Source organism: Pseudomonas sp. NPDC089530, from assembly GCF_050280705.1.
Taxonomy (GTDB): Bacteria; Pseudomonadota; Gammaproteobacteria; order Pseudomonadales; family Pseudomonadaceae; genus Aquipseudomonas.
In genome coordinates this window covers 13,715-40,323 of the sequence record NZ_JBNNVU010000043.1, presented here as the reverse complement: position 1 = coordinate 40,323, position 26,609 = coordinate 13,715, and the positions used below count along the sequence as shown (strand labels likewise).

The following is a 26,609-nucleotide window of genomic DNA, read 5'->3' as shown; positions in this document are numbered from 1 at the left end:
AAGGCGGCAGGTTGCTCCGACTTTCGGCTGCTTGTGTGCGCTGTATCGGCTGTGTATCTTGATCAGCCTTTGGCCGTTTCGGCCACTATCCCATTTCCGAGATTGGCCCCACGAGGCGAATCCGAGCGTTTCTAAATAAAAAATTGAGGAGCACATCGATGCGCGTAATTCTGCTGGGAGCTCCCGGGGCCGGTAAAGGTACTCAGGCAAAGTTCATCACCGAAAAATTCGGCATTCCGCAAATCTCCACTGGCGACATGCTGCGCGCAGCGGTCAAGGCCGGTACCGAGCTGGGCCTGAAGGCCAAGAGCGTGATGGACGCCGGTGGCCTGGTTTCCGATGACCTGATCATCAACCTGGTCAAGGAACGCATCAGCCAGGCCGATTGCGCCAAGGGTTTCCTGTTCGACGGCTTCCCGCGCACCATTCCTCAGGCCGAAGCGCTGGTCAAAGCCGGCGTCGAGCTGGACAACGTGGTTGAAATCGCCGTCGACGACGAAGAGATCGTCCAGCGTATCGCCGGTCGCCGTGTGCACGAGGCCTCCGGCCGCGTTTACCACACCGTCTACAACCCGCCGAAAATCGCCGGCAAGGACGACATCACCGGTGAAGACCTGGTCCAGCGCAAGGACGACACCGAAGAAACCGTGCGTCATCGCCTGTCGGTCTACCACTCCCAGACCAAGCCGCTGGTGGAGTTCTACCAGGGCCTGGCCGCCAGCGAAGGCAAGCCGAAGTACAGCCACATCGCGGGCGTGGGTTCGGTCGAGTCGATCACCGGCAAGGTGCTCGAAGCCCTGAGCTGATCAATCGGATCGGCGTCATCTTCAACGGCCCGCTTGCGGGCCGTTGCTGTTTATAATGCGTCACTTTTTCAACTCCTTCTGCCTTATGGAAACCTCGATGAGCACCTTGCTGGCCCTGGACACCGCGACTGAAGCTTGCTCCGTCGCCTTGCTGCATGACGGTAAAGTGACGAGCCACTATGAGGTGATCCCGCGCCTGCATGCGCAGAAGCTGCTGCCGATGATCCAGAAGCTGCTGGCCGATGCTGGCACCAGCCTGCAGGCCGTCGATGCCATCGCCTTCGGGCGCGGGCCGGGAGCCTTCACCGGGGTGCGGATCGCCATCGGCGTGGTGCAGGGCCTGGCCTTCGCCCTGGAGCGCCCGGTGCTGCCGGTGTCGAACCTGGCGGTGCTGGCGCAGCGGGCATTGCGCGAACACGGCGCGAGCCAGGTGGCGGCCGCCATCGATGCGCGGATGGATGAGGTCTACTGGGGCTGCTACCGCGAAGTGGCGGGGGAAATGCGCCTGGTGGGCGCCGAAGCGGTGCTGCCGCCGCAAGCCGCCGCGTTGCCGGTGGACGCCAGCGGCGACTGGTTCGGCGCGGGCACCGGCTGGGGGTACGCCGAGCGTATCGACGTCCAGCCCAGTGGCCAGGACGCGGGCATGCTGCCCCACGCCGAGGACCTGCTGACCCTGGCGCGGTTCGCCTGGGAACGTGGCGAAGCGATCCCGGCAGATGAGGCACAGCCGGTGTACCTGCGGGACAAGGTAGCGACGCCGAAGGCGCGCTGAGCACCGTTTGGATCCATTCGGCAACCTGCCAATCGTCAGGTTTCGCCGCAGTTTTCGGCGGCGTTTAAACCTTTTGTATTTTCTGTGTTCTAGTTATCACTCGGGCATTTGCTTAGTCGGTCATGTGCCGCTAAATTGCCATCATCGATACCGGACACGTATTCATGCGCATAGACGGCATTTCCTCCCAGTCCTACCCCATCAAGCGCAAGCCGCGTAAAGGCAATGTGCTGCTGGACGACTCCCTCGAGGATATCGATGCCGTCGAAGTCCAACCCGAGGCCCCTGCGCAGGCCCGCTCCCAGGCTTCTGCCGGGCGCACCAGCAATCTGCCCGCCCGCCAGCAAGACATGATCTTCCACCGCGCCATGAAAAAAAGCGTGGCCAATGCCCTGGCCAGCTACCTGACCACCGCCGGTTTCGTCGATTGGGAAATGGAAGTGGTGGGGCTCGACCTGCACATCTGATGTTGCCTTATTACCTCGGTTGCCCGTCCTGGAGCGAAAACGCCTGGCGTGAGTACCTGTACCCGGAAAGCGCGCGCCCGACGGATTTTCTCGGCCTGTATTGCCAGGTCTTCAATGCCGTGGAAGGCAATACCACGTTCTACGCCCGCCCCGCGGTAGCCACGGTGCAGCGCTGGGCGCAGACCATGCCCGAGCATTTTCGCTTCACCGCCAAGTTTCCCGGCGACATCAGCCATGGTGGCGACCTGCGCGAACAGCTGGGCGCCGCCGAGAGTTTCCTGCAGCTGCTCAGCCCGCTGGGCGAACGGGTTTCGCCGTTGTGGCTGCAATTGCCCGCGACCTTCACCCCGCAGCGCCTGGCGGAGCTGGCGGGCTTTATCGACGGCCTGGAGCGCCCGTTGGCGGTGGAAGTCCGGCATCGCGAGTTCTTCGCCAAGGGCGACGCCGAGCGCATGCTCAATCGCCTGTTGTTGGACCGTGGCGTGGAGCGTATCTGCCTCGATCCGCGGGCCTTGTTCAGTTGTACGTCCAGCGAGCCTTCGGTGCTCCATGCGCAAGCGAAGAAACCCCAAGTGCCGCCGCGCCCGGCCGCGTTCACCCAGTTTCCCCAGGTGCGCTTTATCGGCCATCCGGAGCTTACGGCCAACGATCCGTTCCTGGTGCCCTGGATCGACAAGGTCGCCGCCTGGATCGAAGAAGGGCGCACCCCCTACGTCTTCCTGCACACCGCCGATAACCGCCTGGCCGCCGAGCTGGCGCGGCGTTTTCATGGGCGGCTGATGCAGCGCCTGCCTGGCTTGCCGGCCTTGCCTGAGCTATACAGAGAGCCCGCCGCGGAACAACTCGGCTTGCTCTGAGGCGGGATCATTCCCCCTGCCCAGGAGTTCGCCAATGGATGCGCAAACCTTCCGTGCCCACACCTTCAAGGCCCTGCATGAACGTGACCGGGCCTTCGTGATTCCCAATCCGTGGGATGCCGGTTCCGCCAAAATGCTGGCCAGCCTCGGCTTCGAGGCCCTGGCGACCACCAGCGCCGGTTTGGCCTTTTCCCTGGCGCGTCCCGATGCCGAAGGCGCGTTGTCGCTGGAGGACACCCTGGGCAACGTCTGCGCCATAGTCGGGGCCAGCAGCCTGCCGGTGGCGGTGGACCTGGAAAACGGTTTTTCCGACAGCCCCGAAGGCTGTGCCAGGACCCTGCGCAAGGCAGCCGCCTGCGGTGCGGTGGGCGGCTCGATCGAAGACGCCACGGGCCGGGCCGACGACCCCATCTATGACTTCAACCTGGCGGTGGAGCGTATCGAGGCCTCGGTGGCGGCGGTGCGGCAGCTGCCGTTTCCCTTTGTCCTCACCGCGCGGGCGGAAAACCTGCTGCACGGCCGGCAGGATCTGGCGGACACCATTCGCCGCCTGCAGGCCTACGCCGAGGCCGGCGCCGATGTGCTATACGCGCCCGGGCTGCGTTCGGTCGAGGAGATAGTCGCGGTGGTCCGCGCGGTGGCGCCCAAGCCGGTCAACGTGCTGATGTCAGGCGGCCTGAAGTTGACGCTGGCGCAACTGAGCGAGCTGGGGGTGAAGCGGATCAGTGTCGGTTCGGCCCTGGCCCGAGCCGCCTACGGGGCCTTCTACCAGGCGGCGCAGGAAATCCGTGACCACGGCAGCTTCGACTTTGCCGACCGGGCCATACCATTCGGGCAGATCAACCAGTTGTTCAAGGGCTGAGCGAAGCGGGAAAGCATTCGTTAATGCGGGTCAGGCGGCGAGCCGCAGGTTCTGCAGGATCAGCGGACGGGCCCAGCCGGTATCGAAGTCGAACTGCTTCTGTTGCTCGGCGAGTTCTTCCGCAGGGAAGGGCGGGAAAGGTTTGTCCAGCAGATCGGTCTCGAACTCGGCGATCGGCAGGTGCAACGGCCGCGGTTGTGGCGCCGGGCCTGGCTCGGGTACGGGCTGGCCGGCGTTGAGGACGATAGGACGAACCCAGCCGCTTTCGAAGTCTTGCTGGCGTTGCTGGGCGACGACTTCTTCAGGCGGGAAGGGCGGGAACGGCTTGTCCAGCAGCTCTGTTTCGAACTCGGCGATTGGCAGGAACAGCGGCTCCGGCGGGCGGATCACAGTCTCCTGGACGTCGCAATGACGCTGGGTAACGATTTGCGTCAGCAGGTCGCTGCCACCCTGGGGTTCGGTCGGGCCGTCCACGGCCACGGCGGCGGTTTGCGCCGAGAGGTTCGTGCCATCGCCGATCTGGTCGGCCAGCGCCTGGGCAAAAAAATCCTGCCACAGATGGCTGACGCCGCTCAGTGCCTGGGAATTTTTTAGGCCGTAATCGCCGTGGGGCGATATGACGCCAATGGATAGGCTTCGAATGTCTGACATTTCTCTCGGGTCGACGCTCAGCTCTGGCAAAATGCAGGATAGTTTTGTTATCGGCAGTTTTTGCCGATCATTAATTTTTCGAGCGTGTTTTCAGATGAGTGAGCAACCAGCGGCCTGCCGCATCCAGGTCCAAGCCCTGGGCGATGCATTCCAGACCCAGGCGGCGCATTGGGCCGAACGGCTCGGGCTGCCGCTGCAGATCGACGAAGCGGAGTTCGCCCTGCAGGTGGGCGAGCAGGGGCTGCAGTTGCAGCAATTGGGCGCCGATGCGCCCGGGCCGGTGCGGGTCGACTTCGTTGAAGGCGGCGCGGCGCACCGGCGCCTGTATGGCGGTGGCAACGGGCAGATGATCGCCAAGGCGGTCGGTATCGCCCAGGGCGTGCGTCCGCGGGTGCTGGATGCCACGGCGGGGCTGGGCAAGGACGCGTTCGTCCTGGCCAGCCTGGGCTGCGAGATGAGCCTGATCGAACGCCAGCCGTTGATCGGCGCCTTGCTCGAAGACGGCCTGGCGCGGGCGGGCGAGGATTTCGAGGTGGCGCCGATCGTGGCGCGCATGCGCCTGCTCAAGGGCAACTCGATCGAGGTGATGCGTCATTGGGAAGGCGAACCGCCCCAGGTGATCTACCTGGACCCGATGTTCCCGCATCGGGAGAAGACCGCGCTGGTGAAGAAGGAGATGCGCCTGTTCCGGCCGCTGGTGGGTGATGACCCGGATGCCCCGGCACTGCTGGAGGCCGCCCTGGCCCTGGCCAGCCATCGGGTGGTGGTCAAGCGTCCGCGCAAGGCGCCGTGCATCGAAGGCCCCAAGCCGAGCCATGCGCTGGACGGCAAGTCCAGCCGTTACGACATCTATCCGAAGAAGGCGCTCAAGGCCTGATGACGGGAAGGCCCTCTGGGCCTTCCATCGTTCCAGCCCATGACCTCAGGCCAGCCCTGGCCGATAGGCGCGCATGAACAACCCCACCACTTCCTGCACATGCGCCTCGGCGGCCTCGCCGCTCAGCGGCTCACCGCAGCCATAGAGCAGGCGAAAGTTCGCCGCGCCCTTGAGCAGGCAGAAGAAATGCTCGGCGGCATTGTGCGGCTTATCGATGCTCAGTGCGCCGCTCTGGTCGATCCTGCTCAACAGCCGTTCCATGCCTTGCAGCATGCGCTGCGGCCCGGCCTCGAAGAAAATCTGCGAGAGCTTCGGGTCCTGGCTGCCCAGGGCCATGATCAGGCGATGTAGGTTTAGCGACTCTTCGCTGTTGACCAGCAGGTGAAAGCCCCGGGCGATGTTCAACAGCACACTTTCGATCGGCATGCCGTCGGGCAGTTCGAAGAACAACGGCGGCAGCTGTTCCTCGCATTTGGCCATCACGGCAGCGGAGAACAGTGTCTCCTTGTCGTTGAAATGGCTGTACACCGTGAGCTTGGAAACCCCGGCTTCGGTGGCCACCGCGTCCATGCTGGTGTTGGCGTAGCCGTTGCTCAGGAACAGGGTTTTCGCGGCTTCGAGGATGGCCTGGCGCTTGGCCAGATCCTTGGGGCGGCCGGGGCCGTTCGAGGTAGAGAGATTGTCGGACATTCTTCGCTTTTAATACTGGACTGGTGAGTTTGCTATTAATAACATACCCGTCAGTATAAATATTCGAAGCACCCTTAGCGAAAGGTCCCTCACCATGTTCCGCTATGCCTTGCCCCTCGCTTTGCCTATCAGCCTGGCCGTTCTGCTGTCCACCTGCGGGCAGGAAGAAACGGCGCAAACCACCGTTCGCCCGGCCATGGTGGTGCAGCCAGAGCCTGCGGCGCAGGCCATGGACAGCTACCCCGGCGAAGTCCGCGCGCGCTACGAACCGGACCTGGCGTTCCGGATCGGGGGCAAGGTCAGCCGACGACTGGTCGAGGAAGGGCAGCGAGTGAAGGCCGATCAGCCGTTGGCCGAACTCGACCCGCAGGACGTACGGCTGCAACTGGAGGCCACCCGGGCCCAGGTGGCGGCGGCCGAGGCCAACCTGAACCTGGTGCGTTCCGAGCGCGACCGCTACAAGACCCTGATGGAGCGGCAACTGGTCAGCCGTTCCCAGTACGACAACGCCGAGAACCTGTATCGCTCGGGCCTGGCCCGGGTCAAGCAGATCCAGGCCGAGTTCGACGTGGCCAGCAACCAGGCCGGCTATGCCGTGCTGCGGGCGCCCCAGGATGGCGTCGTGGCCCGGCGCACGGTCGAGGTCGGCCAGGTGGTCGCCGCCGGCCAGACTGTCTTTACCCTGGCCACCGATGGTGAACGCGAAGTCTTGATCAGCCTGCCGGAGCAGGGTTTTGGCCGCTTCCATATCGACCAGCCGGTGTCGGTGGAGCTGTGGAGCCAGCCTGACCAGCGTTTCGCCGGGCACATCCGCGAGCTGTCGCCGGCCGCCGATCCGCGTTCCCGCACCTTCGCCGCCCGCATCGCCTTTACCGCCGGCAAGGTGCCGGCCGAGCTGGGGCAGAGCGCCCGGGTCTTTATCCAGGCCGCGGCCAATGTGCCGCTGTCGGTACCGCTGTCGGCGGTGACCGCGGAAAACGGTGCCGCCTATGTCTGGCGGGTGGATGCCAACAACACCCTGAAAAAGACCCCGGTTCGCCTCGGTGCCTTCGGCGAGAAGAGCGTCCCGGTGCTCGAAGGCCTCGGCGTCAGCGACTGGGTGGTGGCGGCGGGCGTGCATGTGCTCCACGAGGGGCAGCAGGTGCGTCCGGTGGATCGCTCCAACCGCGTGGTCAATCTGGCGGCCAAGGAGTAGTCCGCGATGGGTTTCAATCTTTCCGCATGGGCGTTGCGCAACCGCCAGATCGTGCTGTTCCTGATGCTGTTGCTGGCTGTGGTCGGGGCCTTGTCCTACACCAAGCTGGGGCAGAGCGAAGACCCACCCTTCACCTTCAAGGCCATGGTGATCCGCACCAACTGGCCGGGGGCCACGGCCCAGGAAGTGTCCCGGCAGGTGACCGAGCGCATCGAAAAGAAACTGATGGAAACCGGCGAATACGAACGGATCGTGTCGTTTTCCCGGCCGGGGGAATCCCAGGTGACCTTCATGGCGCGGGACTCGATGCACTCGGCGCAGATCCCCGAGCTCTGGTACCAGGTGCGCAAGAAGATCAGCGATATCCGCCATACCTTGCCCCAGGGCATCCAGGGCCCGTTCTTCAATGACGAGTTCGGCACCACCTTCGGCAATATCTACGCGCTGACCGGCGAGGGTTTCGATTACGCGGTGCTCAAGGACTACGCCGACCGCGTCCAGATCCAGTTGCAGCGGGTCAAGGACGTGGGCAAGGTCGACCTGCTGGGGCTGCAGGACGAGAAGGTCTGGATCGAGCTGTCGAACGTCAAGCTGGCGACTCTCGGTCTGCCGCTGGCGGCGGTGCAGAAGGCCCTGGAGGAACAGAACGCGGTGTCCACCGCCGGCTTCTTCGAGACCAGCAGCGAGCGCTTGCAATTGCGGGTGTCCGGCAACTTCCAGAGCGTCGAGCAGATCAGCAATTTCCCGATCCGCGTAGGCGACCGGACCTTCCGCATCGGCGATGTGGCGGACGTGCGTCGCGGCTTCAACGACCCACCGGCGCCGCGCATGCGCTTCATGGGCCAGGACGCGATCGGCCTGGCGGTGGCGATGAAGGACGGCGGCGACATCCTGGTGCTGGGCAAGGCCCTGGAGCTGGAGTTCGCCCGATTGCAGAAAACCCTGCCCGCCGGCATGGAGCTGCGCAAGGTTTCCGATCAGCCGGCCGCGGTGAAGACCGGCGTCGGCGAGTTCGTCCGGGTGCTGGTGGAGGCCCTGGCGATCGTGCTGCTGGTGAGCTTCTTTTCCCTGGGCGTGCGCACCGGCATGGTGGTGGCCCTGGCGATTCCCCTGGTGCTGGCGATGACTTTCGCCACCATGTATTACCTGGGCATCGGCCTGCACAAGATCTCCCTGGGCGCGCTGGTGCTGGCCCTGGGGCTGCTGGTGGACGACGCGATCATCGCGGTGGAGATGATGGCGATCAAGATGGAGCAGGGCTACGACCGGCTCAAGGCCGCCAGCTACGCCTGGACCAGCACCGCGTTCCCGATGCTCACCGGGACCCTGATCACCGCCGCGGGCTTTTTGCCGATCGCCACGGCGCAATCCGGCACCGGCGAATACACCCGTTCGATCTTCCAGGTGGTGACCATCGCCCTGCTGGCGTCATGGATCGCCGCGGTGGTGTTCGTGCCCTATCTGGGGGAGAAGCTGCTGCCGGACCTGGCCAAGCGGCATGCGGCCAAGCATGGCAGCGGCGACGGCCAGCCCGACCCTTACGGCACACCGTTTTACCAGCGGGTGCGGCGGATGGTGGAGTGGTGCGTGCGCCGGCGCAAGACGGTGATCGCCCTGACCGTGCTGCTGTTCATCGCCTCGGTGCTGCTGTTCCGGTTCGTGCCGCAGCAGTTCTTCCCGGCGTCCGGGCGCCTGGAACTGATGGTCGACCTGAAGCTGGCGGAGGGCGCGTCCCTGAGCAACACCGCCGAGCAGGTCAAGCGCCTGGAAGCGATGCTCAAGGACCATGCGGGCATCGACAACTACGTGGCCTACGTTGGCACCGGATCCCCGCGATTCTACCTGCCCCTGGACCAGCAACTGCCGGCGGCGAGCTTTGCCCAGTTCGTGGTGCTGGCCAAGACCATCGAGGAGCGCGAAAGCCTGCGCAGCTGGCTGATCGCGACCCTCGACGAGCAGTTCCCGGCCCTGCGTTCCCGGGTCACCCGCCTGGAGAACGGCCCGCCCGTGGGTTATCCGGTGCAGTTCCGCGTCACCGGCGAGCACATCGAAGAGGTGCGGGCCCTGGCGCGCAAGGTGGCGGCCAAGGTGCGGGAGAACCCCCATGTGACCAACGTGCACCTGGACTGGGAGGAGCCGAGCAAGGTGGTCTACCTCAATATCGATCAGGACCGGGCGCGGGCCCTGGGGGTGAGCACGGCCAACCTGGCGAAGTTCCTGCAAAGCTCGCTGACCGGCTCCAGCGTCAGCCAGTACCGCGAAGACAACGAGTTGATCGAGATCCTGCTGCGCGGGACCCTGCATGAGCGCACCGAGCTGTCGTTGCTGTCGAGCCTGGCGGTGCCCACCGACAACGGCACGAGCGTGGCGCTGTCCCAGGTCGCGACCCTGGAATACGGCTTCGAGGAAGGCATCATCTGGCACCGCAACCGCTTGCCGAACGTCACCGTGCGCGCCGACATCTACGGCAAGGAACAGCCGGCGACCCTGGTGCAGCAGATCCTGCCGACCCTGGAGCCGATTCGCGCCGAATTGCCGGACGGTTATCTGCTGGACGTCGGCGGCACCGTGGAAGACTCGGCCCGCGGGCAGAACTCTGTGAAGGCCGGCGTACCGCTGTTCATCGTGGTGGTGCTGACCCTGCTGATGCTGCAACTGCGCAGCTTCTCGCGCACGGCCATGGTGTTCCTCACCGCGCCGTTGGGGCTGATCGGGGTGACGCTGTTCTTGATGGTGTTCCGCCAGCCGTTCGGGTTCGTGGCGATGCTCGGCACCATCGCGCTGTCGGGGATGATCATGCGTAACTCGGTGATCCTGGTGGATCAGATCGAGCAGGACATCGCCGCCGGGCTCAAGCCGTGGCAGGCGATCATCGAGGCGACGGTGAGGCGTTTCCGGCCGATCGTGCTGACCGCGCTGGCCGCGGTGCTGGCGATGATCCCGCTGTCGCGCAGCGTGTTCTTCGGCCCGATGGCGGTGGCGATCATGGGCGGGCTGATCGTGGCGACGGCGCTGACCTTGCTGTTCTTGCCGGCGCTGTATGCGGCGTGGTTCCGCGTGAAGAAAACCTGACTCTCCCACCGTAGGAGCGAGGCTTGCCCGCGATAGCGTTCAGTCAGGTAGAACGCTATCGCGGGCAATCGAGCGTCGACCGGCTGCTCCTACAAGGGAATGGGTTACAGGCTACCGAACACCTTCTTCGCCAGGCTGGTGGCCGCTGCCGCCGGGTTCTGGCGAATGGTTTCTTCCTGCTTGGCGATCATCTCGAACAGGCCGTTGAGCGCCTGTTCGGTCACGTAGCCTTCGATATTGGCATTCTTCGCATCCAGCACGCCCAGGCTCGCGGCCTGGCCGGCAAACGCGTTGTACTGCTTGGCCAGGCCGACCTTGTCGGTGGCTTGCTGGACGATGGGCAGGAATTTCACGCGGATCTGTTCGCGGCTGGTCTTGCTCAGGTACTGGGTGGCGGAATCCTTGCCACCTTTGAGGATGCCCTTGGCGTCCTCCACGCTCATCTTCTTCACGGCATCCACCAGCAAGGCTTGAGCCTGGGGCACGGCGGCCTCGGCGGCCTTGTTCATGCTGGCTTCGAGCTCCTCGACCTGGGCGCCCATACCGAACTGCTTCATTTTCTTCGCCACTTTGCCGAGGCTGCCCGGCAGCTCGATGCGTACGTCCGGGTTGTTGCTGAAACCGCCGGCGGTGCCCAGTTGCTTGACCGCCACCTGGGCGCCCTGGGTCAGGGCGTCCTTGAGGCCGGTGGCGGCGTCTTGCTGGGACAGGTCGCCGAGGGACAGCGCCAGGGCGCTGGCGGAGATCAGCAGGCCGGCGCACAGGCTGGTGAAACGCAGGGAAGAACGGAGCATGGCGGCTTCCTTGTTGAAGAAAAGGGGATTAACGAACGGCGTCGACACGGACTTTCAGCGGCTGCGGGTCGCTGCCGTCGAGGTTCACGCCGTTATGTTCGGTGGTGACGAACAGCAGTTTGCCGGCCACTTCGATCCGCGCGCTGACCGCGTAACGGTGCCCGGGCTTGACCTGGGCCGGGTCGTAGCTGAGGTGGAAGGGCAGCGGCACCTGGCCTTTGACCGGGCCCTTCTGTTCGGCCAGCAGCACCGCCGGGGCATCGGCCAGCGACACGTCCTGCAGGTTGACACTCAGGGTGGCGGCCGGCGGCAGGGCGATGCGTTGCAGGTAGAAGACTTCACCATCGAGGCTGGCTTTGCTGGCAGGTTGCATGCTGGAACAGGCCCCGAGCAGGGTGGTGAGGGCGAGCAGGGTGAGTTTTTTCATGGCGGATCTCCGTATCGGGGGCGCCAGAAACCACCTGGCGCCGATAAGAATCTAGTCGCTTTACAGTGGGGCGGCGACTTGCTCGGCGGCGTCTTCGCTGCGGTGCAGGGCTACCTGGCGGATCGACAGGCGGATCTCCGCCGGCAGCACGCGCTTGGCCGCGCCTTCGGCCAGTTCGCCGAGCAGTTCGTGGTAGCTCAGCTTGCCGGCTTCGTCGCGCCGCAGCACGTCTTGCTCCAGCAGAGTCTGGATGAAGTGACGGAACAGGCTCTTGTCGAAGAACTCCGGGGCGTTCAGGCCATGCAGGATCGACAGGCGCTGGGCCATGACCGTGCACAGGTCTTCCAGCTCCTCGGCGCTGATGCTGCGCTGGCCGCTGTTGAGCAGCAAGGATATGGCCATGTAGAAGCGTTGTAGGGTCTGGGCGATGCTCCGGGACAGCAGGGTCAGCAGCACGAAGTGCCGCGAACTCGGGGCCGGGCGCAGGTACAGGTCTTTCTCGAAGCGCAGCAGGCCTTGTTCGACGAAGGCTTCCAGCCATTGGTCGATCACCCCGTCCAGTTCCTCCAGCGACCAGCGGATGAACAGCTCCGACTGTAGGTAGGGGTACAGCGCCCGGGTGTAGCGCAGGATCTGTTCGCGGCTCATGCGCGACGAACTCTGGAAGAAGCTTGCCAGCAACGCCGGCAGGGCGAAGATGTGCAGCACGTTGTTGCGGTAGTAGGTCATCAGGACGGCGTTCTGCTCGTCCAGGTAGAGGATCTTGCCCAGGGCATCGCTCTGCTCGGCCAGCAGGTCCATGTCCTTCACATGTTCGATCAGGGCCCGGCCATCGCCTTCCGGCAGCGTGGTGTGGGGCGAGTAGGGCACCTTGCGCAGCAGTGCCAGGTACAGGTCCAGCACCCGGGCCATGGCGCGGTCGTCCAGGGCCAGGCGGCTGGTGGACAGCAGCGCCAGGGCCACCAGGTTGACCGGGTTGATCGCCGCTGCCTCGTTCAGGTGCCGGGCGACCTTTTCCCCCAGGCGGTTGGTGGTTTCGTTGAGCCAGGCCGGCCGGAACTGCGGGCCCAGTTCCTGGGCGCGCCAGCCCGGCTGCTCATGGTCGAGGAATTCGCCGAGCTTGATCGGCTCGCCGAAGTTCACCGCCACCTGGCCGAAGCGCTGCTTGAGGGCGCCGATGACCTTGAAGATGTCGAAGATCGACTCTTTCTTCTTGCTCGCGCCGCGCAGTTCGCCCAGGTAGGTGCGGCCCTCCAGCACGCGCTCGTAGCCGATGTACACCGGCACGAAGACGATGGGCATGCGCGAGGAGCGCAGGAAGCTGCGCAGGGTGATGGCCAGCATCCCGGTCTTGGGTTGCAGCATGCGCCCGGTGCGCGAGCGTCCGCCCTCGACGAAGTACTCCACCGGGAACCCCTTGGTGAACAGGGTGTGCAGGTATTCGTTGAACACCGAGGTGTAGAGCGGGTTGCCCTTGAAGGTACGGCGCATGAAGAAGGCGCCGCCCCTGCGCAGCAGGCCGCCGATCACCGGCATGTTCAGGTTGATCCCGGCGGCGATGTGCGGCGGGGTCAGGCCGTTGCGGAACAGCAGGTAGGACAGCAGCAGGTAGTCGATGTGGCTGCGGTGGCAGGGCACGTAGATCACTTCGTGGCCCGGTGCGATCTTCTGCACACCTTCGATGTGGTTGACCCGGATCCCGTCGTAGATCTTGTTCCAGAACCAGCTCAGCACCACCTCCAGGAAGCGGATCGCGGTGTAGGTGTAGTCCGAGGCGATCTCGTTGCCATAACGCAGGGCCTGGGCCTTGGCTTTCTCCGGGGAGATCTTTTCCCGCTCGGCTTCGTCGAGGATCGCCTGACGAACCAGCGGCTGGTTCAGCAGGCCCTTGACCAAGTTGCGGCGGTGGGAAATGTCCGGGCCGATCACCGCGGCTTTCAGGTTGCGGAAATGCACCCGCAGGATGCGCTGGGCCATGCGCACGGTGCGTTCGTGGCTCTTGTCGTGCTCGATCAGTTCGCGCAAGTGGATCGGCGCGGAGAACTGCACCCGGGTCTTGCGGCCCAGGATCATGATGCTCAGCAGCCGGCGCAGACGGCCGGTGACCGCCCAGCTGTCGGCGAACAGCAGCTTCCACGGGCTCGACTCGCTGTCCGGCGACTGGCCCCAGAACACGCTGACCGGAATGATCTGCGCGTCTTCGGCGGCATTCTGGCTCAGGGCGCTGACCAGGCGGGTCAGGGTCGGTGGTGCGCCGCGTTTGTCCTGGCGGCCGAGCCAGTCCGGATCGGGGGTCAGGTAGAAGAACGCGGCCGGCTCCAGCAGGTTGCCCGCCGAGACCGGAAGCACCGGGCGCGGCAGGCCGGCCTTGGTGCACTCCGTATCGACCACGGCAAGGTCGCTGAGCGAAGGGGTTTGCAGGACGTAGAACACCGGGCGACTGCGGTCGAGGTTGAGGGTGAAGGACGACTGGTTGATCGTCTCCGAGCGGACCCAGAGGTACAACAGTCGGCGCAAGGTGCCAAACACAAGACGGCGGAACGGGGAGCGGGTCATACGGCTTCTGCTTTAGTGAGAAAAAACCGAGCAGTTGCTCGGGGCGGCTAGTGTGCCGGATTCGTCGAAAATCGGCAAAAAGCGGCGAAACAATATTGAGTTGAGAGTTTTTGCGCCTGTCATATACTCGGCCGACTGACGCCCGGGCATGGCGAACCCCTCAATAGAGGACGCAGTCCAGGCGAAAGTTCTCACGGCTTCGTTTCAGTAAGCCGACTGATAATAAAAAGACGGAGGATGGATTGATGGCAACTCGCGAAACCGGCAACGTGAAGTGGTTCAACGACGCCAAAGGCTACGGCTTCATTCAGCGTGAAGGCGGTGCCGATGTATTTGTCCACTACCGTGCTATTCGTGGTGAAGGCCACCGCTCGCTGACCGAAGGGCAGCAGGTCGAATACGCCGTGGTAGAAGGGCAGAAAGGTCTGCAGGCGGAGGATGTAGTCGGCTTGTAAGGGCGGTGCCTTGTAGGAGCGAGGCTTGCCCGCGATAGCGTTGTATCAGGCAAAACGCTATCGCGAGCAAGTCGGATCGCCGCCCGCTCGCTCCTACAGGTTCGATCAAATCAGGCGGTACGCCAGGTAATCTCTTCTTCCCCGTCGGCGCTGATGCGAATCCAGCGGTCGGCCGACTCTTCACCTTCTTCCTCGACCCAGCTGCCCGGTGCGCAGCGCACCTCGACGTTCAGTGCGGCGAAGGCGGCGCGGGCGCAGGCGATGTCGTCGTCCCAGGGCGTCTGGTCGCTTTCCAGGTACAGGCTGTTCCACTTGCCCACGGCCTTGGGCAACCAGGTCACCGGCACGCCACCGGCCTGGCATTTGTAGGTCTGGCCCTTCTGCACCCAGGCGCTGCACGGGCCCAGGGCCGCGCCGAGCCAGGCGGCGATGGCCTTGTGGTCGACGTCGGCGTCTTTCAGGTAAATCTCGATATCCGGCTGGCGCATGGATGTCCTCACTGCGGGTCTGAAAAATCCATTCGCGGATTTCTTTGACCTCGGATCGCTGTCCGAGGCCGTGGGTGGATGGGTTATTGCAGAACGAAGTAATCGTAGCGCATCGACACGCTGACCTCGAAAGGCTCGGCCTGCTCGATCACGCTGGCCCGGCGTTCGGCACTGGCGCGCCAGCCATGGGGGGTCATGGCCAGCAGGTTGGCGCGATCCTGGGGATTGGCCAGCGTCAGCTTGAAGTCCAGGGTTTCGCTGTGTTGCAGGGCCATGCCCTCGGGTACCAGCGCCAGATGCTTGTCATCGGTGTATTCGCGGACCTCGTCGTACAGGCGCTCGCGCAATTCCATCAGGTGACCGCTGGTCGGTCCGACCTTCATCAGGCCACCGCCAGGGCTGAGCAGGCGCTTGGCTTCCTGCCAGTCCAGCGGGCTGAACACGCTGGCGAGGAACTGGCAGCTGGCGTCGGCCAGGGGGATCCGCGCCATGCTGGCGACCAGCCAGGTCAGCTGCGGGGCCCGGCGGCAGGCGCGTTTGACCGCTTCCCGGGAGATGTCCAGGGCGTAGCCGTCCGCCTGGGGCAGGGCCTCGGCGATTTGCGCGGTGTAGTAACCCTCGCCGCAACCGATATCGACCCAGCGCTGCGGGGCGCGTTCGGCGGCCAGTTCGGCCAGGCGCCGGGCGACCGGGGCGTAGTGGCCGGCGTTGAGAAAGTCGCGCCGGGCCTCGACCATGGCCTGGTTGTCGCCCGGGTCGCGGCTGTTCTTGTGCTGCACCGGCAGCAGGTTCAGGTAACCCTGGCGGGCGCGGTCGAAGCGGTGCCCGGCCGGGCACGCAACACCGTTGTCGACGGCGCTCAGGGGCGCCGCGCAGATAGGGCAGGCAAGCATCAGGCGAGCAACTTGATCAGGGTCTGGTAGTAGATGTCGGTCAGCACATCGAGGTCGCTGGCCAGTACCCGCTCGTTGACCTGGTGGATGGTGGCGTTGACCGGGCCGAGCTCGACCACCTGGGTGCCAAGGGTGGCGATGAAGCGACCGTCGGAGGTGCCGCCGCTGGTGGAGGCCTGGGTCTCGCGGCCGGTGATGTCCTTGATGCTGGCCGACACCGCGTCGAGCAGGGCGCCCGGCTCGGTGAGGAACGGCAGGCCGGACAGCGCCCACTCCACGTGCCAGTCCAGGCCGTGCTTGTCGAGGATGGCGGCGACCCGCTGCTGCAGGCCTTCGACCGTGGATTCGGTGGAGAAGCGGAAGTTGAACACCGCCACCAGTTCGCCGGGGATCACGTTGGTCGCGCCGGTGCCGGAATTCAGGTTGGAAATCTGGAAGCTGGTGGGGGGAAAGAAGGCGTTGCCGTCGTCCCAGTGTTCGGCGGCCAGTTCGGCCAGGGCCGGGGCGGCCAGGTGGATCGGGTTCCTGGCCAGGTGCGGGTAGGCCACATGGCCCTGCACACCGCGCACCGTGAGCTTGGCGCCGAGGGAGCCGCGCCGGCCGTTCTTGACCACGTCACCCACCAGGCTGGTGCTCGACGGTTCGCCGACGATGCACCAGTCCAGACGCTCCTTGCGCGCCGCCAGGCGTTCGACCACGGCCTTGGTGCCGTGGTGCGCCGGGCCTTCTTCGTCGCTGGTGATCAGGAATGCCACCGAGCCCTTGTGGTCCGGGTAATCCTTCACGAAGCGTTCCGAAGCCACCAGCATCGCCGCCAGGCTGCCTTTCATGTCCGCCGCGCCGCGCCCGCAGAGCATGCCGTGTTCGTCGATCAGGGCGTCGAACGGGTCGTTCTGCCAGGCCTGGACCGGGCCGGTCGGCACCACGTCGGTATGGCCGGCGAAGCACAGCACCGGGCCTTCATGCGTGCCGTGGGTGGCCCAGAAGTTGTCCACATCCTCGATGCGCATCGGCTCCAGCTTGAAGCCGGCCTCGCCCAGGCGCTGCATCATCAGCTTCTGGCAGTCGGCGTCGACCGGCGTCACCGACGGGCGGCGGATCAGGTCACAGGCGAGTTGCAGGGTCGGCGAAAGGTCGGCGTGGGCCGTCATGGGAAACTCCGGTGCAAGGCGTTATGTGTAGGAGCGAGGCTTGCCCGCGATGGCCGCGACGCGGTTTGCCTGAGGCACCGCAGGGTTTTCATCGCGGGCAAGCCTCGCTCCTACTGTAATGGGGGCAAGGCGCGCAAAACGGCGGATATCTTAAAGCAAAACGGCGGCCAGAGGCCGCCGTTTAGTGCTTTGCCGCGATTTATGCCGCCGCCGGTTCGGCTTCGGCAGCCGGTCTTGGCAGGGACGACAGGAACGCCATCACCAGTGCCGCCACATAGGGCAGCGACTGCACCAGCAGCATGGTCACCCAGAAGCGCATGTCGTTGCTCGGCAGGCCGCCCTGCACCAAGTAGATACCCAGCGCCGCGCCCCACAACAGCAGCATGATGAACAGCTCTTCCCGGGCTTCCGAGATCGCCACCCAGAAGCCATGGCTGTCGGCATTCTTCGGCGTGCGGAAGAACGGAATGCTGCTGGTGAAGAAGCCGTACAGCACCGCCTTGGCAATGGTGTGGGACAACGCCAGGCCGGCCAGGGCCGCGCAGAACGCATCCTTGAGATTGACCCCGACCGCCCGGCGGTAGAGGAAGATGATCTTGCCGACCTTGAACACGAACAGCGCCAGGGGCGGGATCGCGAAGATCAGCAACGGCGGATCGACGCGTTGGGGCACGATGATCATCGCCGCCGACCACAGCAGGGCGCCGAGGGTGAAGAAGATGTTCATGCCGTCCGCCACCCACGGCAGCCAGCCCGCGAGGAAGTGGTAGCGCTGGCCGCGGGTCAGCTCGGTGTCCTTGCCGCGCAGCAGGCTGGCGGTATGGCGCTTGATGATCTGGATCGCCCCGTAGGCCCAGCGGAACCGCTGTTTCTTGAAGTCGATGAAGGTATCCGGCATCAGGCCCTTGCCGTAGCTAGTGTGGTAGTACGCCGCCGACAGGCCTTTCTCGAACACCCGCAGCCCCAGCTCGGCGTCTTCGCAGATGCACCAGTCGGCCCAGCCCAGTTCTTCCAGGACCGAACGGCGGGTCATGGTCATGGTGCCGTGCTGGATGATCGCGTCACGGTCGTTGCGGGTGACCATGCCGATATGGAAGAAGCCTTTGTATTCCGCGTAGCACAGCTTCTTGAAGGTGCTTTCGTTCTGGTCGCGGTAATCCTGGGGCGATTGCACCACGGCGATTTTCGGGTCGGCGAAGTGCGGCACCATGTGCTTGAGCCAGTTGCGATCGACGCAGTAGTCCGAGTCGATCACCGCGATCACTTCGGCGTCCTTGGCGGTGTGCGGGATCAGGTAGTTCAGCGCGCCGCCCTTGAAACCGGCCAGGGGCGCGACGTGGAAGAACTTGAAGCGCGGGCCGAGGGTGGCGCAATAGGCCTGCACCGGTTCCCAGACCGCCGGGTCCTTGGTGTTGTTGTCGATGATCAGGACTTCGTAGTCCGGATAGTCGAGCTTCCAGCTGCAGGGCGGTGTAGGGCTTCATGCCGTCCACTGGCTTGTTGGTGACGTCCTGGAAGAACAGCGGGACGATCTGGGTCAGACCGCCGATGCTCACGGCAAACACCATCAGCAGCATCAGCAGGCCGACGTTTTTCTCAATGACTTCGTGTTTCATGGCGGACTCCTCAGGCCATCTGCGCAGCGGCGGTGATTTCGGCTGGCTGTGCCGAGCGCACGGTGCGCCAGGTGTTGTAGGCCATCAGCAGCATGCCGAAGAGGAAGATCGCGCCGCCGGCCAGCCGCACGATGAAGCCTGGGTGGCTGGCCACCAGGGTTTCGACGAAGGAGTAGGTCAGCGTCCCGTCTTCGTTGACGGCGCGCCACATCAGGCCCTGGGCGATGCCGTTGACCCACATCGAGGCGATGTAGAGCACGGTACCGATGGTGGCCAGCCAGAAGTGCGCGTTGATCAGGCTGAGGCTGTGCATCTGCTGACGACCGAAGACTTTCGGAATCATGTGGTACAGGGCGCCGATGGAGATCATCGCGACCCAGCCCAGGGCGCCGGCGTGTACGTGGCCGATGGTCCAGTCGGTGTAGTGGGACAGGGCGTTGACGGTCTTGATCGCCATCATCGGACCTTCGAAGGTCGACATGCCGTAGAACGCCAGGGACACGACCAGGAACCGCAGGATCGGGTCGCTGCGCAGCTTATGCCAGGCGCCCGAGAGGGTCATCATGCCGTTGATCATGCCGCCCCAGCTCGGCGCCAGGAGGATCAGCGACATGATCATGCCCAGGGACTGGGCCCAGTCCGGCAGTGCGGTGTAGTGCAGGTGGTGCGGACCGGCCCAGATGTACAGGGTGATCAGTGCCCAGAAGTGCACGATGGACAGGCGATAGGAGTACACCGGACGCTCGGCCTGCTTGGGCACGAAGTAGTACATCATCCCCAGGAAGCCGGCGGTCAGGAAGAAGCCCACCGCATTGTGGCCGTACCACCATTGCACCATGGCATCGGTCGCGCCGGCATACACCGAGTAGGACTTGGTCAGGCTGACCGGCAGTTCCAGGTTGTTGACGATGTGCAGGATGGCCACGGTGAGGATGAAACCGCCGAAGAACCAGTTACCCACGTAGATGTGCTTGGTGGTGCGCTTCATCACCGTGCCGAAGAACACGATGGCGTAGGCGACCCAGACGATGGTGATCAGGACGTCGATCGGCCATTCCAGCTCGGCGTATTCCTTGGAGCTGGTGTAGCCCAGCGGCAGGCTGATGGCCGCCAGCAGGATCACCAGCTGCCAGCCCCAGAAGCAGAACGCGGCGATTTTCGGCGCGAACAGCTGGGTCTGGCAGGTGCGTTGCACCGAGTAGAAGGAGCTGGCAAACAGCGCGCAGCCACCGAAGGCGAAGATCACCGCATTGGTGTGCAGCGGGCGCAGGCGGCCGAAGCTGGTCCAGGGCAGATTGAAATTAAGTTCGGGCCAGACCAACTGGGCGGCGAGAAAAACCCCGAGCCCCATGCCGACGATGCCCCACACCACCGTCATAATGGCGAATTGGCGGACCACCTTGTAGTTGTAGGCGGTACTGATAGAAGTGTTCATGGTTCCCCATCCACGGTTCAGCAGAAGTGAAAGCGACTGCGCACGGCAAGGCGCGCTCACTTCTTCTGGAGTTATAGGCAGACTAAAAGCGAGGTAAGCATGGGCAAACGGCAAGGGGCTGTTATTGACGGGGATCAATGGGCGCAGTGCGCGCGGGAGCGCGGCTGGCTCTGGGATGCCGCGCCGCAGCCGGTGGCCGGCGAACCGCTGAGCCTGATCCTGGCCCATGGCGCCGGCGCGCCGATGGACAGCGCTTTCATGAGCGACATGGCCGCACGCCTTGCGGGGCAGGGGGTCAACGTTCTGCGCTTCGAGTTTCCCTACATGGCCCAGCGTCGTCTCGATGGTGGCAAACGGCCGCCTAACCCGGCGCCGAAGCTGCTGGAGTGCTGGCGCGAGGTCTATGCCCAGGTGCGACCTCATGTCGCTGGGCAACTGGCCATCGGTGGCAAGTCCATGGGCGGGCGCATGGCCAGCTTGCTGGCCGACGAGCTGGGTGCCGATGCGCTGGTGTGCCTGGGGTATCCCTTCTATGCCGCCGGCAAGCCGGAGAAACCCCGGGTCGCCCATCTGGCCGAACTGCGGACCCCGACCCTGATCGTCCAGGGCGAGCGCGATGCCTTGGGCAACCGCGCGGCGGTCGAGGCTTATTCGCTGTCAGCGGCCATCGAGCTGTCCTGGCTGGCGGCGGCCGACCATGACCTGAAGCCGCTCAAGGCCTCCGGCTTGACCCATGAGCAGCATCTGGAAGCGACCGCGCACAAGGTCGCCGGTTTTTTGCGCCAGTTGCGCGGCTGAACGCCTCTCTGTGTAGGAGCAGCCGGTCGACGTTCGATTGCTCGCGATAAGGCGTGTCAGTCACCACTGTCGTCGCCCTGAAGAGCAATCGCGAGCAAGCTTCGCTCCTACAAGGGCGTGGTTGGCTGGGAAACCGGCAATAAAAAACCCGGAAGGCGCGCCTTCCGGGTTTTTGGGTCTTGCCTGGGCTTAGCGGTTGAAGCGTTCGACCAGCGAGTACTGGGTGTTGGCGGTGCGGGTCAGCTCTTCGCTGAGTTCCGCGGAGTTCTGCGCCTGCTCCGAAGTCTGGTCGGCCAGTTGGGCAATGGTGCTGATGTTGCGGCTGATCTCCTCGGCCACGGCGCTTTGCTCTTCGGTGGCGGCGGCGATCTGGGTGGTCATGTCGGTGATGTTGGCCACCGCTTCGCTGATCCCCACCAACGCCTGGTCGGCTTCCAGGACCCGGGCCACGCCTTCCTCGGCCTGACGGTGCCCGGCGTCCATGGTCTGCACTGCCGAGCTGGCGGTCTGCTGGAGCTTGGCGATCAGGTTGTGGATCTGTCCGGTGGATTCGCTGGTGCGTTGCGCCAGTTGGCGCACCTCGTCGGCCACCACGGCGAAGCCGCGGCCCATCTCACCGGCGCGCGCTGCCTCGATGGCGGCGTTCAATGCCAGCAGGTTGGTCTGGTCGGCGATGCCCTTGATCACATCGACCACGCCACCGATCTCATCGCTGTCCTTGGCCAGTTGGGTCACGGTCAGGCCGGTTTCACCCACTGCCGCCGACAGGCGCTGGATCGCTTCGCGGGTTTCCCCGGCTATGTCGCGACCGCGGCCGGTGAGGCGGTTGGCTTCCTGGGTGGCGTCGGCCGTGCGCTGCACGTGGCTGGCCACTTCCTGGGTGGTGGCGGCCATCTGGTTGACCGCGGTGGCCACCTGTTCGGTTTCCACGCGCTGGCGTTCCAGGCCGCTGGAGCTGTTGTGCGCCAAGGCGTCGGATTGCCGGGCCTGCTCGTTGAGGTGCTCGGCGGTGTCCTGCAGGCGGGTCAGGCAGGTTTTCAGGCGGGCTTCCTGGCTGAGGATCGACATCTCCAGGCGCGCCTGGGCGCCGCGGCTGTCGGTGTACATCTGGGCGATCAGCGGGTCGGAGGTGGTCTGTTCGGCCAGGCGCAGCAGGCGCTTGAGGCCACGCTGTTGCCAGCTCAGGCCCAGCAGGCCGAGCGGCACGGACAGGCCGGCGGCCAGGGCGAAGCCCCAGGAAGAGTTGAGCCAGACGCCAATCAGGAAGCTCAGTTGGCTGATCAGGATGAACGGCAGCCAGTCCTGGAGGATCGGCAACCATTTGTCCCGCTTCGGAATGGCCGACTTGCCCTGGTTGATGCGTTGGTAGAGCGCTTCGGCGCGGCGGACCTGCTCGGCGGTGGGTTTGACCCGCACCGACTCGTAGCCGACCACTTGCTGGCCTTCGAAGACCGGTGTCACGTAGGCGTTGACCCAGTAGTGGTCACCGGTCTTGCAGCGATTCTTGACAATGCCCATCCATGGCAAGCCTTGTTTCAGGGTGCCCCACATATGGGCGAACACCGCGGCCGGGACGTCAGGGTGACGGACCAGGTTGTGCGGTGCGCGGAGCAGTTCTTCCCGCGAAAACCCGCTGATTTCAACGAAGGCATCGTTGCAGTAGGTGATCACGCCTTTGGCATCGGTAGTGGAGATCAACCGTTGCTGGGCTGGAAAGGTACGTTCGCGCTGGGTTACAGGCTGGTTGTTACGCATTTTTTTTCAATCCGCAAGGCTTTGAGAAGTCATCGGCTGGCTTCGCCGATTATTGAAATTTTTTTCCGGGATTTGAGAAGTGTCTCATTGACTGGGGCTTGATCCTGCCGGATGTGCCCTGTAGGGACGAAGAGCCAGGAGCAAGCCGAGGCCCTGTGCAAGGGGCTCGGCTCAGCGTAGTCAACCCGCCAGCATCGGGTAGGTGAACAGCCCGAAGTGCAACAGGTTCAAGCCGAAATGCGTGGCGATGGCCGCTCCCAGGCCGCCAAAGCGGTAGGCCAGGCCGTAACCGACACCGGCGATGCTCGCTAGCAGCCACCATTGCCAACCGGCACCCACATGCACCAGGCCGAACAGCAGGGCCGCGCCCATCAGGGCCAGGTTTTCGCCGTAGGGCAGATTCTTGAAGCGACGGCTCAGGCCGCCCTGGATGTAGCCACGGAACAGCGCTTCTTCCACCAGGGTGACCAGCAGCAGGTTGTTCAGGACCCACAGCCAGGCCTGGTCCGGCCATTTCGGCGCCCAGCTGATGATCCCCAGCAGCACCGCGCCGCCCAGGGCCGCCACGGCGGTCAGGGTCAAGGCCAGGGCGGTGGCGTAGAGGGACAGGCGCAGCGAGCGCCGCCCGACGATCCAGGGGCAGACCAGCAGCAACCAGAAGCCGATCAGCGGCTTGTCCTGGTTCAGGTACATGGAAAATGGCACGGCATCGGCGGTGAGGCGTTCCGGGGCGATGGCGCGACCGTTGTAGAAACCGGGCAACCAATGCATGGCCAGCGCCAGGGCCAGGACCACAAACAGGCCGTGTCCCAGGTAGCGGGCATAGCGGCTTTTCTGTTGGCGCACGGCAAAGCCGGCGACCAGCAGCAGGGCGACGGAAACCGCCGCCAGCAGGCCCAACTGGCCGTAGCTCAGGGCCAGGGCATAGCCGATGGAGAGAAGTGCCAGGTACATCCATGGCAGAGCAGTCATGGGAAATCCTTGTTGCAGAAGAATGGAATCAGCCGCTCGCACAACCTGCGTCAGCGGTTACTGGATAGAACGAGCGGGGGGCCAGTATAACGAGGCGGGGACGATGAATAAGTGAAACAAAAACACCGCCCGAAGGCGGTGTTGGCTGTACAGCGTGGTGTTAGGCGGCGATCAGCTGCCGCAGGACGTAGTGCAGGATCCCCCCGGACTTGAAGTATTCCACTTCGTTCAGGGTGTCGATGCGGCACAGCACCTCGACCTTTTCCTGGCGCCCATCCTCACGGGTAATCACCAGGGTCAGGTTCATCCGCGGCGTCAGTTCGACGCCGGTCAGGCCCTGGATCTCCAGGGTTTCCTTGCCGGAGAGGTTCAGGCTCTTGCGGTTCTGGTCGAGCTTGAACTGCAGCGGCAGGACCCCCATGCCCACCAGGTTGGAGCGATGGATGCGCTCGAAGCTCTCGGCGATCACCGCCTTGACCCCCAGCAGGTTGGTGCCCTTGGCCGCCCAGTCGCGGCTGGAACCGGTGCCGTATTCCTGGCCCGCGATCACCACCAGCGGCGTGCCTGCCTGTTGGTAGCGCATGGCCGCGTCGTAGATCGACAGCTTCTCGCCGGTGGGAATGTAGAGGGTGTTGCCGCCTTCTTCGCCGCCGAGCATTTCGTTGCGGATGCGGATGTTGGCGAAGGTGCCGCGCATCATCACTTCGTGGTTGCCGCGGCGCGAGCCGTAGGAGTTGAAGTCCCGCGGTTCCACGCCTTGCTCGCGCAGGTAGCGGCCGGCCGGGCTGTCGGCCTTGATATTGCCGGCCGGGGAGATGTGGTCGGTGGTCACCGAGTCGCCGAGCAATGCCAGGACCCGCGCGCCCTTGACGTCCTCGATCACCGGCAGCGGGCCACCGATGTCGTCGAAGAACGGTGGATGCTGGATATAGGTGGAGTCCTGCTGCCAGACATAGGTCGCGGCTTGCGGCACTTCGATGGCTTGCCACTGGGCGTCGCCGGCGAACACCTCAGCGTATTCCTTGTGGAACATCCGGGTGTTGACCTGGGCCACGGCGTCGGCGATTTCCTTGCTGCTCGGCCAGATGTCGCGCAGGTAGACCGGCTTGCCGTCCGCGCCTTCGCCCAACGGATCGCGGCTGATATCGATGCGCACGCTGCCGGCCAGGGCATAGGCGACCACCAGCGGCGGCGAGGCCAGCCAGTTGGTTTTCACCAGCGGATGCACGCGGCCTTCGAAGTTGCGGTTGCCGGACAGCACCGAGGCGACGGTCAGGTCGGCTTTCTGGATGGCCTTCTCGATCGGCTCCGGCAACGGGCCGGAGTTGCCGATGCACGTGGTGCAGCCATAACCCACCAGGTCGAAGCCCAGGGCATCGAGGTACTGGTTCAGGCCGGCGGCCTTGTAATAGTCGGTGACCACCTTGGAGCCGGGCGCCAGCGAACTCTTCACCCAAGGCTTGCGCTTCAGGCCTTTTTCCACGGCCTTTTTCGCCACCAGGCCAGCGGCCATCATCACGCTGGGGTTGGAGGTGTTGGTGCAGGAGGTGATGGCGGCGATCACCACCGCGCCGTTTTTCAGGCGATAGGTCTGGCCGTCGTGGTGGTAATCGGCTTCCCCCACCAGGTCGGCATTACCCACGGCGACGCCACCGCCACCTTCGCCTTCCAGGCGGTTTTCTTCCTTGCTGTTGGGCTTGAACTGCAGGTCGAGGAAGTCGCTGAAGGCCTGGCCGACGCCGGGCAGCGAGACCCGGTCCTGGGGCCGCTTCGGCCCGGCGAGGCTGGCTTCGACCGTGGCCATGTCCAGGGCCAGGCTGTCGGTGAACACCGGCTCCTGGCCCGGCAGGCGCCACAGGCCCTGGGCCTTGCTGTAGGCCTCCACCAGTTTCACCGCGGCGTCCGGGCGGCCGGACAGGCGCAGGTATTCCAGGGTGACCTCGTCCACCGGGAAGAACCCGCAGGTGGCGCCGTATTCGGGGGCCATGTTGGCGATGGTGGCGCGGTCGGCCAGCGGCAGGTCGGCCAGGCCATCGCCGTAGAACTCGACGAATTTGCCGACCACGCCTTTCTTGCGCAGCATCTGGGTGACGGTCAGCACCAGGTCGGTGGCGGTGATGCCTTCCTTGAGCTTGCCGGTGAGTTTGAAGCCGATGACTTCCGGGATCAGCATCGACACCGGCTGGCCGAGCATCGCCGCCTCGGCCTCGATCCCGCCCACGCCCCAGCCGAGCACGCCGAGGCCGTTGATCATAGTGGTGTGGGAGTCGGTGCCGACCAGGGTGTCGGGGAAGGCGTAGGTGCGGCCGTCTGCGTCCTTGGTCCAGACCGTGCGGCCCAGGTATTCCAGGTTGACCTGGTGGCAGATCCCGGTTCCCGGCGGTACCACGCTGAAGTTGTCGAAGGCGCTCTGGCCCCAGCGCAGAAAGGCATAACGTTCGCCGTTGCGCTGCATTTCGATGTCGACGTTCTGTTCGAAGGCGGTGCTGCTGGCGAACTTGTCGACCATCACCGAGTGGTCGATCACCAGGTCCACCGGCGACAACGGGTTGATGCGTTGCGGGTCGCCGCCGGCCTTGGCCATGGCCGCGCGCATGGCCGCCAGGTCGACCACCGCCGGCACGCCGGTGAAGTCCTGCATCAGCACCCGGGCCGGGCGGTACTGGATTTCCCGGTCGGAGCGGCGCTCCTTGAGCCAGGCGGCGAGGGCCTTGAGGTCGGCGCCGGTGACGGTCTTGTCGTCTTCCCAGCGCAACAGGTTTTCCAGCAGGACTTTCAACGACATCGGCAGCTTGTCGAGATCGCCAAGGCTTCTGGCGGCTTCGGGCAGGCTGAAGTAGTGGTAGGTCTTGTCGTCGATTTCCAGGGTTTTAAGGGTTTTCAGGCTATCGAGGGACGGCATTGAAGGACTCCTTGTGATCCGCACGGCTACGGACCTGACGGGACGGACAGAGCTCTTAACCTAGCGCTGTTTTTCTTAGCTGGCTAATAACTGGACTCTATGGACAAGTCCAAGGTTC

22 protein-coding genes and 2 pseudogenes are annotated in these 26,609 nt (G+C 64.6%); 10 read left to right on the top strand and 14 right to left on the bottom strand.

Annotated elements, in window-relative coordinates; translation table 11 throughout:
• The first annotated feature begins 158 nt into the window (after positions 1–158).
• The 5 genes from adk to ACQKQA_RS17440 all read left to right on the top strand — a co-directional run bounded on the left by adk (position 159) and on the right by ACQKQA_RS17440 (position 3,764).
• Positions 159–806: an adenylate kinase gene (gene adk, locus ACQKQA_RS17460; RefSeq protein ID WP_427560004.1), complete on the top strand. Its 648-nt coding sequence runs from the start codon at positions 159–161 to the stop codon at positions 804–806.
• Positions 807–903: 97 nt separating this feature from the next.
• On the top strand, positions 904–1,578 hold the full coding sequence (gene tsaB, locus ACQKQA_RS17455) for a tRNA (adenosine(37)-N6)-threonylcarbamoyltransferase complex dimerization subunit type 1 TsaB (protein ID WP_427560002.1): 675 nt from the start codon (positions 904–906) through the stop codon (positions 1,576–1,578).
• Between the two features lie 164 nt (positions 1,579–1,742).
• Complete coding sequence (locus ACQKQA_RS17450) at positions 1,743–2,045, top strand: hypothetical protein (RefSeq protein ID WP_427560000.1); 303 nt, start codon at positions 1,743–1,745, stop codon at positions 2,043–2,045.
• Complete coding sequence (locus tag ACQKQA_RS17445) at positions 2,042–2,902, top strand: DUF72 domain-containing protein (RefSeq protein ID WP_427560028.1); 861 nt, start codon at positions 2,042–2,044, stop codon at positions 2,900–2,902. The genes ACQKQA_RS17450 and ACQKQA_RS17445 overlap by 4 nt, the downstream gene beginning before the upstream one ends.
• Before the next feature lie 34 nt (positions 2,903–2,936).
• A complete protein-coding gene (locus ACQKQA_RS17440; RefSeq protein ID WP_427559997.1) occupies positions 2,937–3,764 on the top strand; it encodes an isocitrate lyase/PEP mutase family protein in 828 nt (275 codons plus the stop codon).
• A gap of 30 nt (positions 3,765–3,794) precedes the next feature.
• Here ACQKQA_RS17440 and ACQKQA_RS17435 read toward each other — a convergent pair whose 3' ends face one another.
• Positions 3,795–4,415: an energy transducer TonB gene (locus tag ACQKQA_RS17435; RefSeq protein ID WP_427559995.1), complete on the bottom strand. Its 621-nt coding sequence runs from the start codon at positions 4,413–4,415 to the stop codon at positions 3,795–3,797.
• Positions 4,416–4,509: 94 nt separating this feature from the next.
• Between ACQKQA_RS17435 and ACQKQA_RS17430 the strand changes: the two genes are divergently transcribed.
• Positions 4,510–5,292: a class I SAM-dependent methyltransferase gene (locus tag ACQKQA_RS17430; RefSeq protein ID WP_427559992.1), complete on the top strand. Its 783-nt coding sequence runs from the start codon at positions 4,510–4,512 to the stop codon at positions 5,290–5,292.
• Positions 5,293–5,337: 45 nt separating this feature from the next.
• On the opposite strand, the gene ACQKQA_RS17425 is transcribed toward ACQKQA_RS17430, so the two are convergent.
• Positions 5,338–5,982: a TetR/AcrR family transcriptional regulator gene (locus ACQKQA_RS17425; protein ID WP_427559989.1), complete on the bottom strand. Its 645-nt coding sequence runs from the start codon at positions 5,980–5,982 to the stop codon at positions 5,338–5,340.
• A gap of 94 nt (positions 5,983–6,076) precedes the next feature.
• Between ACQKQA_RS17425 and ACQKQA_RS17420 the strand changes: the two genes are divergently transcribed.
• Together ACQKQA_RS17420 and ACQKQA_RS17415 are read left to right on the top strand one after the other, a co-directional pair.
• Positions 6,077–7,177, top strand: a complete 1,101-nt coding sequence (locus ACQKQA_RS17420) for an efflux RND transporter periplasmic adaptor subunit (protein ID WP_427559986.1) — start codon at positions 6,077–6,079, stop codon at positions 7,175–7,177.
• 6 nt (positions 7,178–7,183) lie between these two features.
• The gene (locus tag ACQKQA_RS17415) at positions 7,184–10,249 is read left to right on the top strand and encodes an efflux RND transporter permease subunit (RefSeq protein ID WP_427559983.1); all 3,066 of its coding nucleotides are present in this window, start codon (positions 7,184–7,186) and stop codon (positions 10,247–10,249) included.
• A 104-nt stretch (positions 10,250–10,353) separates the two neighbouring features.
• On the opposite strand, the gene ACQKQA_RS17410 is transcribed toward ACQKQA_RS17415, so the two are convergent.
• The 3 genes from ACQKQA_RS17410 to plsB are packed head-to-tail and all read right to left on the bottom strand — an operon-like array spanning position 10,354 to position 14,026.
• The gene (locus ACQKQA_RS17410) at positions 10,354–11,043 is read right to left on the bottom strand and encodes a DUF4197 domain-containing protein (protein ID WP_427559981.1); all 690 of its coding nucleotides are present in this window, start codon (positions 11,041–11,043) and stop codon (positions 10,354–10,356) included.
• 28 nt (positions 11,044–11,071) lie between these two features.
• Positions 11,072–11,470 (bottom strand): YbaY family lipoprotein, encoded by a 399-nt coding sequence (locus ACQKQA_RS17405; protein ID WP_427559979.1) that lies wholly within the window; start codon positions 11,468–11,470, stop codon positions 11,072–11,074.
• A gap of 60 nt (positions 11,471–11,530) precedes the next feature.
• The gene (gene plsB, locus ACQKQA_RS17400; RefSeq protein ID WP_427559976.1) at positions 11,531–14,026 is read right to left on the bottom strand and encodes a glycerol-3-phosphate 1-O-acyltransferase PlsB; all 2,496 of its coding nucleotides are present in this window, start codon (positions 14,024–14,026) and stop codon (positions 11,531–11,533) included.
• Between the two features lie 245 nt (positions 14,027–14,271).
• Between plsB and ACQKQA_RS17395 the strand changes: the two genes are divergently transcribed.
• Positions 14,272–14,481, top strand: coding sequence for a cold-shock protein (locus ACQKQA_RS17395; protein ID WP_093214817.1), 210 nt, complete (start codon positions 14,272–14,274; stop codon positions 14,479–14,481).
• 110 nt (positions 14,482–14,591) lie between these two features.
• Here the strand turns inward: ACQKQA_RS17395 and ACQKQA_RS17390 are convergent, their stop codons facing one another.
• From ACQKQA_RS17390 to ccoN, 6 genes and pseudogenes are all read right to left on the bottom strand, one after another.
• Complete coding sequence (locus ACQKQA_RS17390; RefSeq protein ID WP_427559973.1) at positions 14,592–14,969, bottom strand: hypothetical protein; 378 nt, start codon at positions 14,967–14,969, stop codon at positions 14,592–14,594.
• Between the two features lie 83 nt (positions 14,970–15,052).
• Positions 15,053–15,862, bottom strand: a complete 810-nt coding sequence (locus tag ACQKQA_RS17385) for a putative RNA methyltransferase (RefSeq protein ID WP_427559970.1) — start codon at positions 15,860–15,862, stop codon at positions 15,053–15,055.
• Positions 15,862–17,013 carry a succinyl-diaminopimelate desuccinylase gene (gene dapE, locus ACQKQA_RS17380; RefSeq protein WP_427559967.1) on the bottom strand — a complete coding sequence of 384 codons (1,152 nt, stop codon included), beginning with the start codon at positions 17,011–17,013 and terminating at the stop codon, positions 15,862–15,864. The genes ACQKQA_RS17385 and dapE overlap by 1 nt, the downstream gene beginning before the upstream one ends.
• A gap of 199 nt (positions 17,014–17,212) precedes the next feature.
• Positions 17,213–18,469: pseudogene (locus tag ACQKQA_RS17375) on the bottom strand (glycosyltransferase family 2 protein); the annotation flags it as partial.
• Positions 18,462–18,629, bottom strand: a pseudogene (locus ACQKQA_RS17370) (cbb3-type cytochrome c oxidase subunit II); the annotation flags it as partial. The pseudogenes ACQKQA_RS17375 and ACQKQA_RS17370, both read right to left, overlap by 8 nt.
• Before the next feature lie 10 nt (positions 18,630–18,639).
• A complete protein-coding gene (ccoN, locus tag ACQKQA_RS17365; protein ID WP_427559964.1) occupies positions 18,640–20,064 on the bottom strand; it encodes a cytochrome-c oxidase, cbb3-type subunit I in 1,425 nt (474 codons plus the stop codon).
• Between the two features lie 99 nt (positions 20,065–20,163).
• Between ccoN and ACQKQA_RS17360 the strand changes: the two genes are divergently transcribed.
• Complete coding sequence (locus ACQKQA_RS17360; protein ID WP_427559962.1) at positions 20,164–20,862, top strand: alpha/beta family hydrolase; 699 nt, start codon at positions 20,164–20,166, stop codon at positions 20,860–20,862.
• Positions 20,863–21,051: 189 nt separating this feature from the next.
• Here ACQKQA_RS17360 and ACQKQA_RS17355 read toward each other — a convergent pair whose 3' ends face one another.
• The 3 genes from ACQKQA_RS17355 to acnA all read right to left on the bottom strand — a co-directional run bounded on the left by ACQKQA_RS17355 (position 21,052) and on the right by acnA (position 26,491).
• Positions 21,052–22,617 carry a methyl-accepting chemotaxis protein gene (locus tag ACQKQA_RS17355; protein ID WP_427559960.1) on the bottom strand — a complete coding sequence of 522 codons (1,566 nt, stop codon included), beginning with the start codon at positions 22,615–22,617 and terminating at the stop codon, positions 21,052–21,054.
• 180 nt (positions 22,618–22,797) lie between these two features.
• Positions 22,798–23,589, bottom strand: coding sequence for a CPBP family intramembrane glutamic endopeptidase (locus ACQKQA_RS17350; protein WP_427559957.1), 792 nt, complete (start codon positions 23,587–23,589; stop codon positions 22,798–22,800).
• 160 nt (positions 23,590–23,749) lie between these two features.
• A complete protein-coding gene (acnA, locus tag ACQKQA_RS17345) occupies positions 23,750–26,491 on the bottom strand; it encodes an aconitate hydratase AcnA (protein WP_427559954.1) in 2,742 nt (913 codons plus the stop codon).
• Positions 26,492–26,609 lie beyond the last annotated feature (118 nt).

Bases quoted from the DNA above. Each gene is read 5' to 3' on its own strand.
- ACQKQA_RS17420 (WP_427559986.1), top strand. From the start codon at position 6,077: ATGTTCCGCTATGCCTTGCCCCTCGCTTTGCCTATCAGCCTGGCCGTT.
- ACQKQA_RS17415 (WP_427559983.1), top strand. From the start codon at position 7,184: ATGGGTTTCAATCTTTCCGCATGGGCGTTGCGCAACCGCCAGATCGTG.
- ACQKQA_RS17450 (WP_427560000.1), top strand. From the start codon at position 1,743: ATGCGCATAGACGGCATTTCCTCCCAGTCCTACCCCATCAAGCGCAAG.
- ACQKQA_RS17355 (WP_427559960.1), bottom strand. From the start codon at position 22,617: ATGCGTAACAACCAGCCTGTAACCCAGCGCGAACGTACCTTTCCAGCC.
- ACQKQA_RS17425 (WP_427559989.1), bottom strand. From the start codon at position 5,982: ATGTCCGACAATCTCTCTACCTCGAACGGCCCCGGCCGCCCCAAGGAT.
- ACQKQA_RS17440 (WP_427559997.1), top strand. From the start codon at position 2,937: ATGGATGCGCAAACCTTCCGTGCCCACACCTTCAAGGCCCTGCATGAA.
- ACQKQA_RS17430 (WP_427559992.1), top strand. From the start codon at position 4,510: ATGAGTGAGCAACCAGCGGCCTGCCGCATCCAGGTCCAAGCCCTGGGC.
- ACQKQA_RS17360 (WP_427559962.1), top strand. From the start codon at position 20,164: ATGGGCAAACGGCAAGGGGCTGTTATTGACGGGGATCAATGGGCGCAG.
- ACQKQA_RS17350 (WP_427559957.1), bottom strand. From the start codon at position 23,589: ATGACTGCTCTGCCATGGATGTACCTGGCACTTCTCTCCATCGGCTAT.
- dapE (WP_427559967.1), bottom strand. From the start codon at position 17,013: ATGACGGCCCACGCCGACCTTTCGCCGACCCTGCAACTCGCCTGTGAC.
- plsB (WP_427559976.1), bottom strand. From the start codon at position 14,026: ATGACCCGCTCCCCGTTCCGCCGTCTTGTGTTTGGCACCTTGCGCCGA.
- ACQKQA_RS17395 (WP_093214817.1), top strand. From the start codon at position 14,272: ATGGCAACTCGCGAAACCGGCAACGTGAAGTGGTTCAACGACGCCAAA.
- tsaB (WP_427560002.1), top strand. From the start codon at position 904: ATGAGCACCTTGCTGGCCCTGGACACCGCGACTGAAGCTTGCTCCGTC.
- ACQKQA_RS17390 (WP_427559973.1), bottom strand. From the start codon at position 14,969: ATGCGCCAGCCGGATATCGAGATTTACCTGAAAGACGCCGACGTCGAC.
- ACQKQA_RS17405 (WP_427559979.1), bottom strand. From the start codon at position 11,470: ATGAAAAAACTCACCCTGCTCGCCCTCACCACCCTGCTCGGGGCCTGT.
- ACQKQA_RS17435 (WP_427559995.1), bottom strand. From the start codon at position 4,415: ATGTCAGACATTCGAAGCCTATCCATTGGCGTCATATCGCCCCACGGC.
- ccoN (WP_427559964.1), bottom strand. From the start codon at position 20,064: ATGAACACTTCTATCAGTACCGCCTACAACTACAAGGTGGTCCGCCAA.
- ACQKQA_RS17410 (WP_427559981.1), bottom strand. From the start codon at position 11,043: ATGCTCCGTTCTTCCCTGCGTTTCACCAGCCTGTGCGCCGGCCTGCTG.
- ACQKQA_RS17385 (WP_427559970.1), bottom strand. From the start codon at position 15,862: ATGCTTGCCTGCCCTATCTGCGCGGCGCCCCTGAGCGCCGTCGACAAC.
- adk (WP_427560004.1), top strand. From the start codon at position 159: ATGCGCGTAATTCTGCTGGGAGCTCCCGGGGCCGGTAAAGGTACTCAG.
- acnA (WP_427559954.1), bottom strand. From the start codon at position 26,491: ATGCCGTCCCTCGATAGCCTGAAAACCCTTAAAACCCTGGAAATCGAC.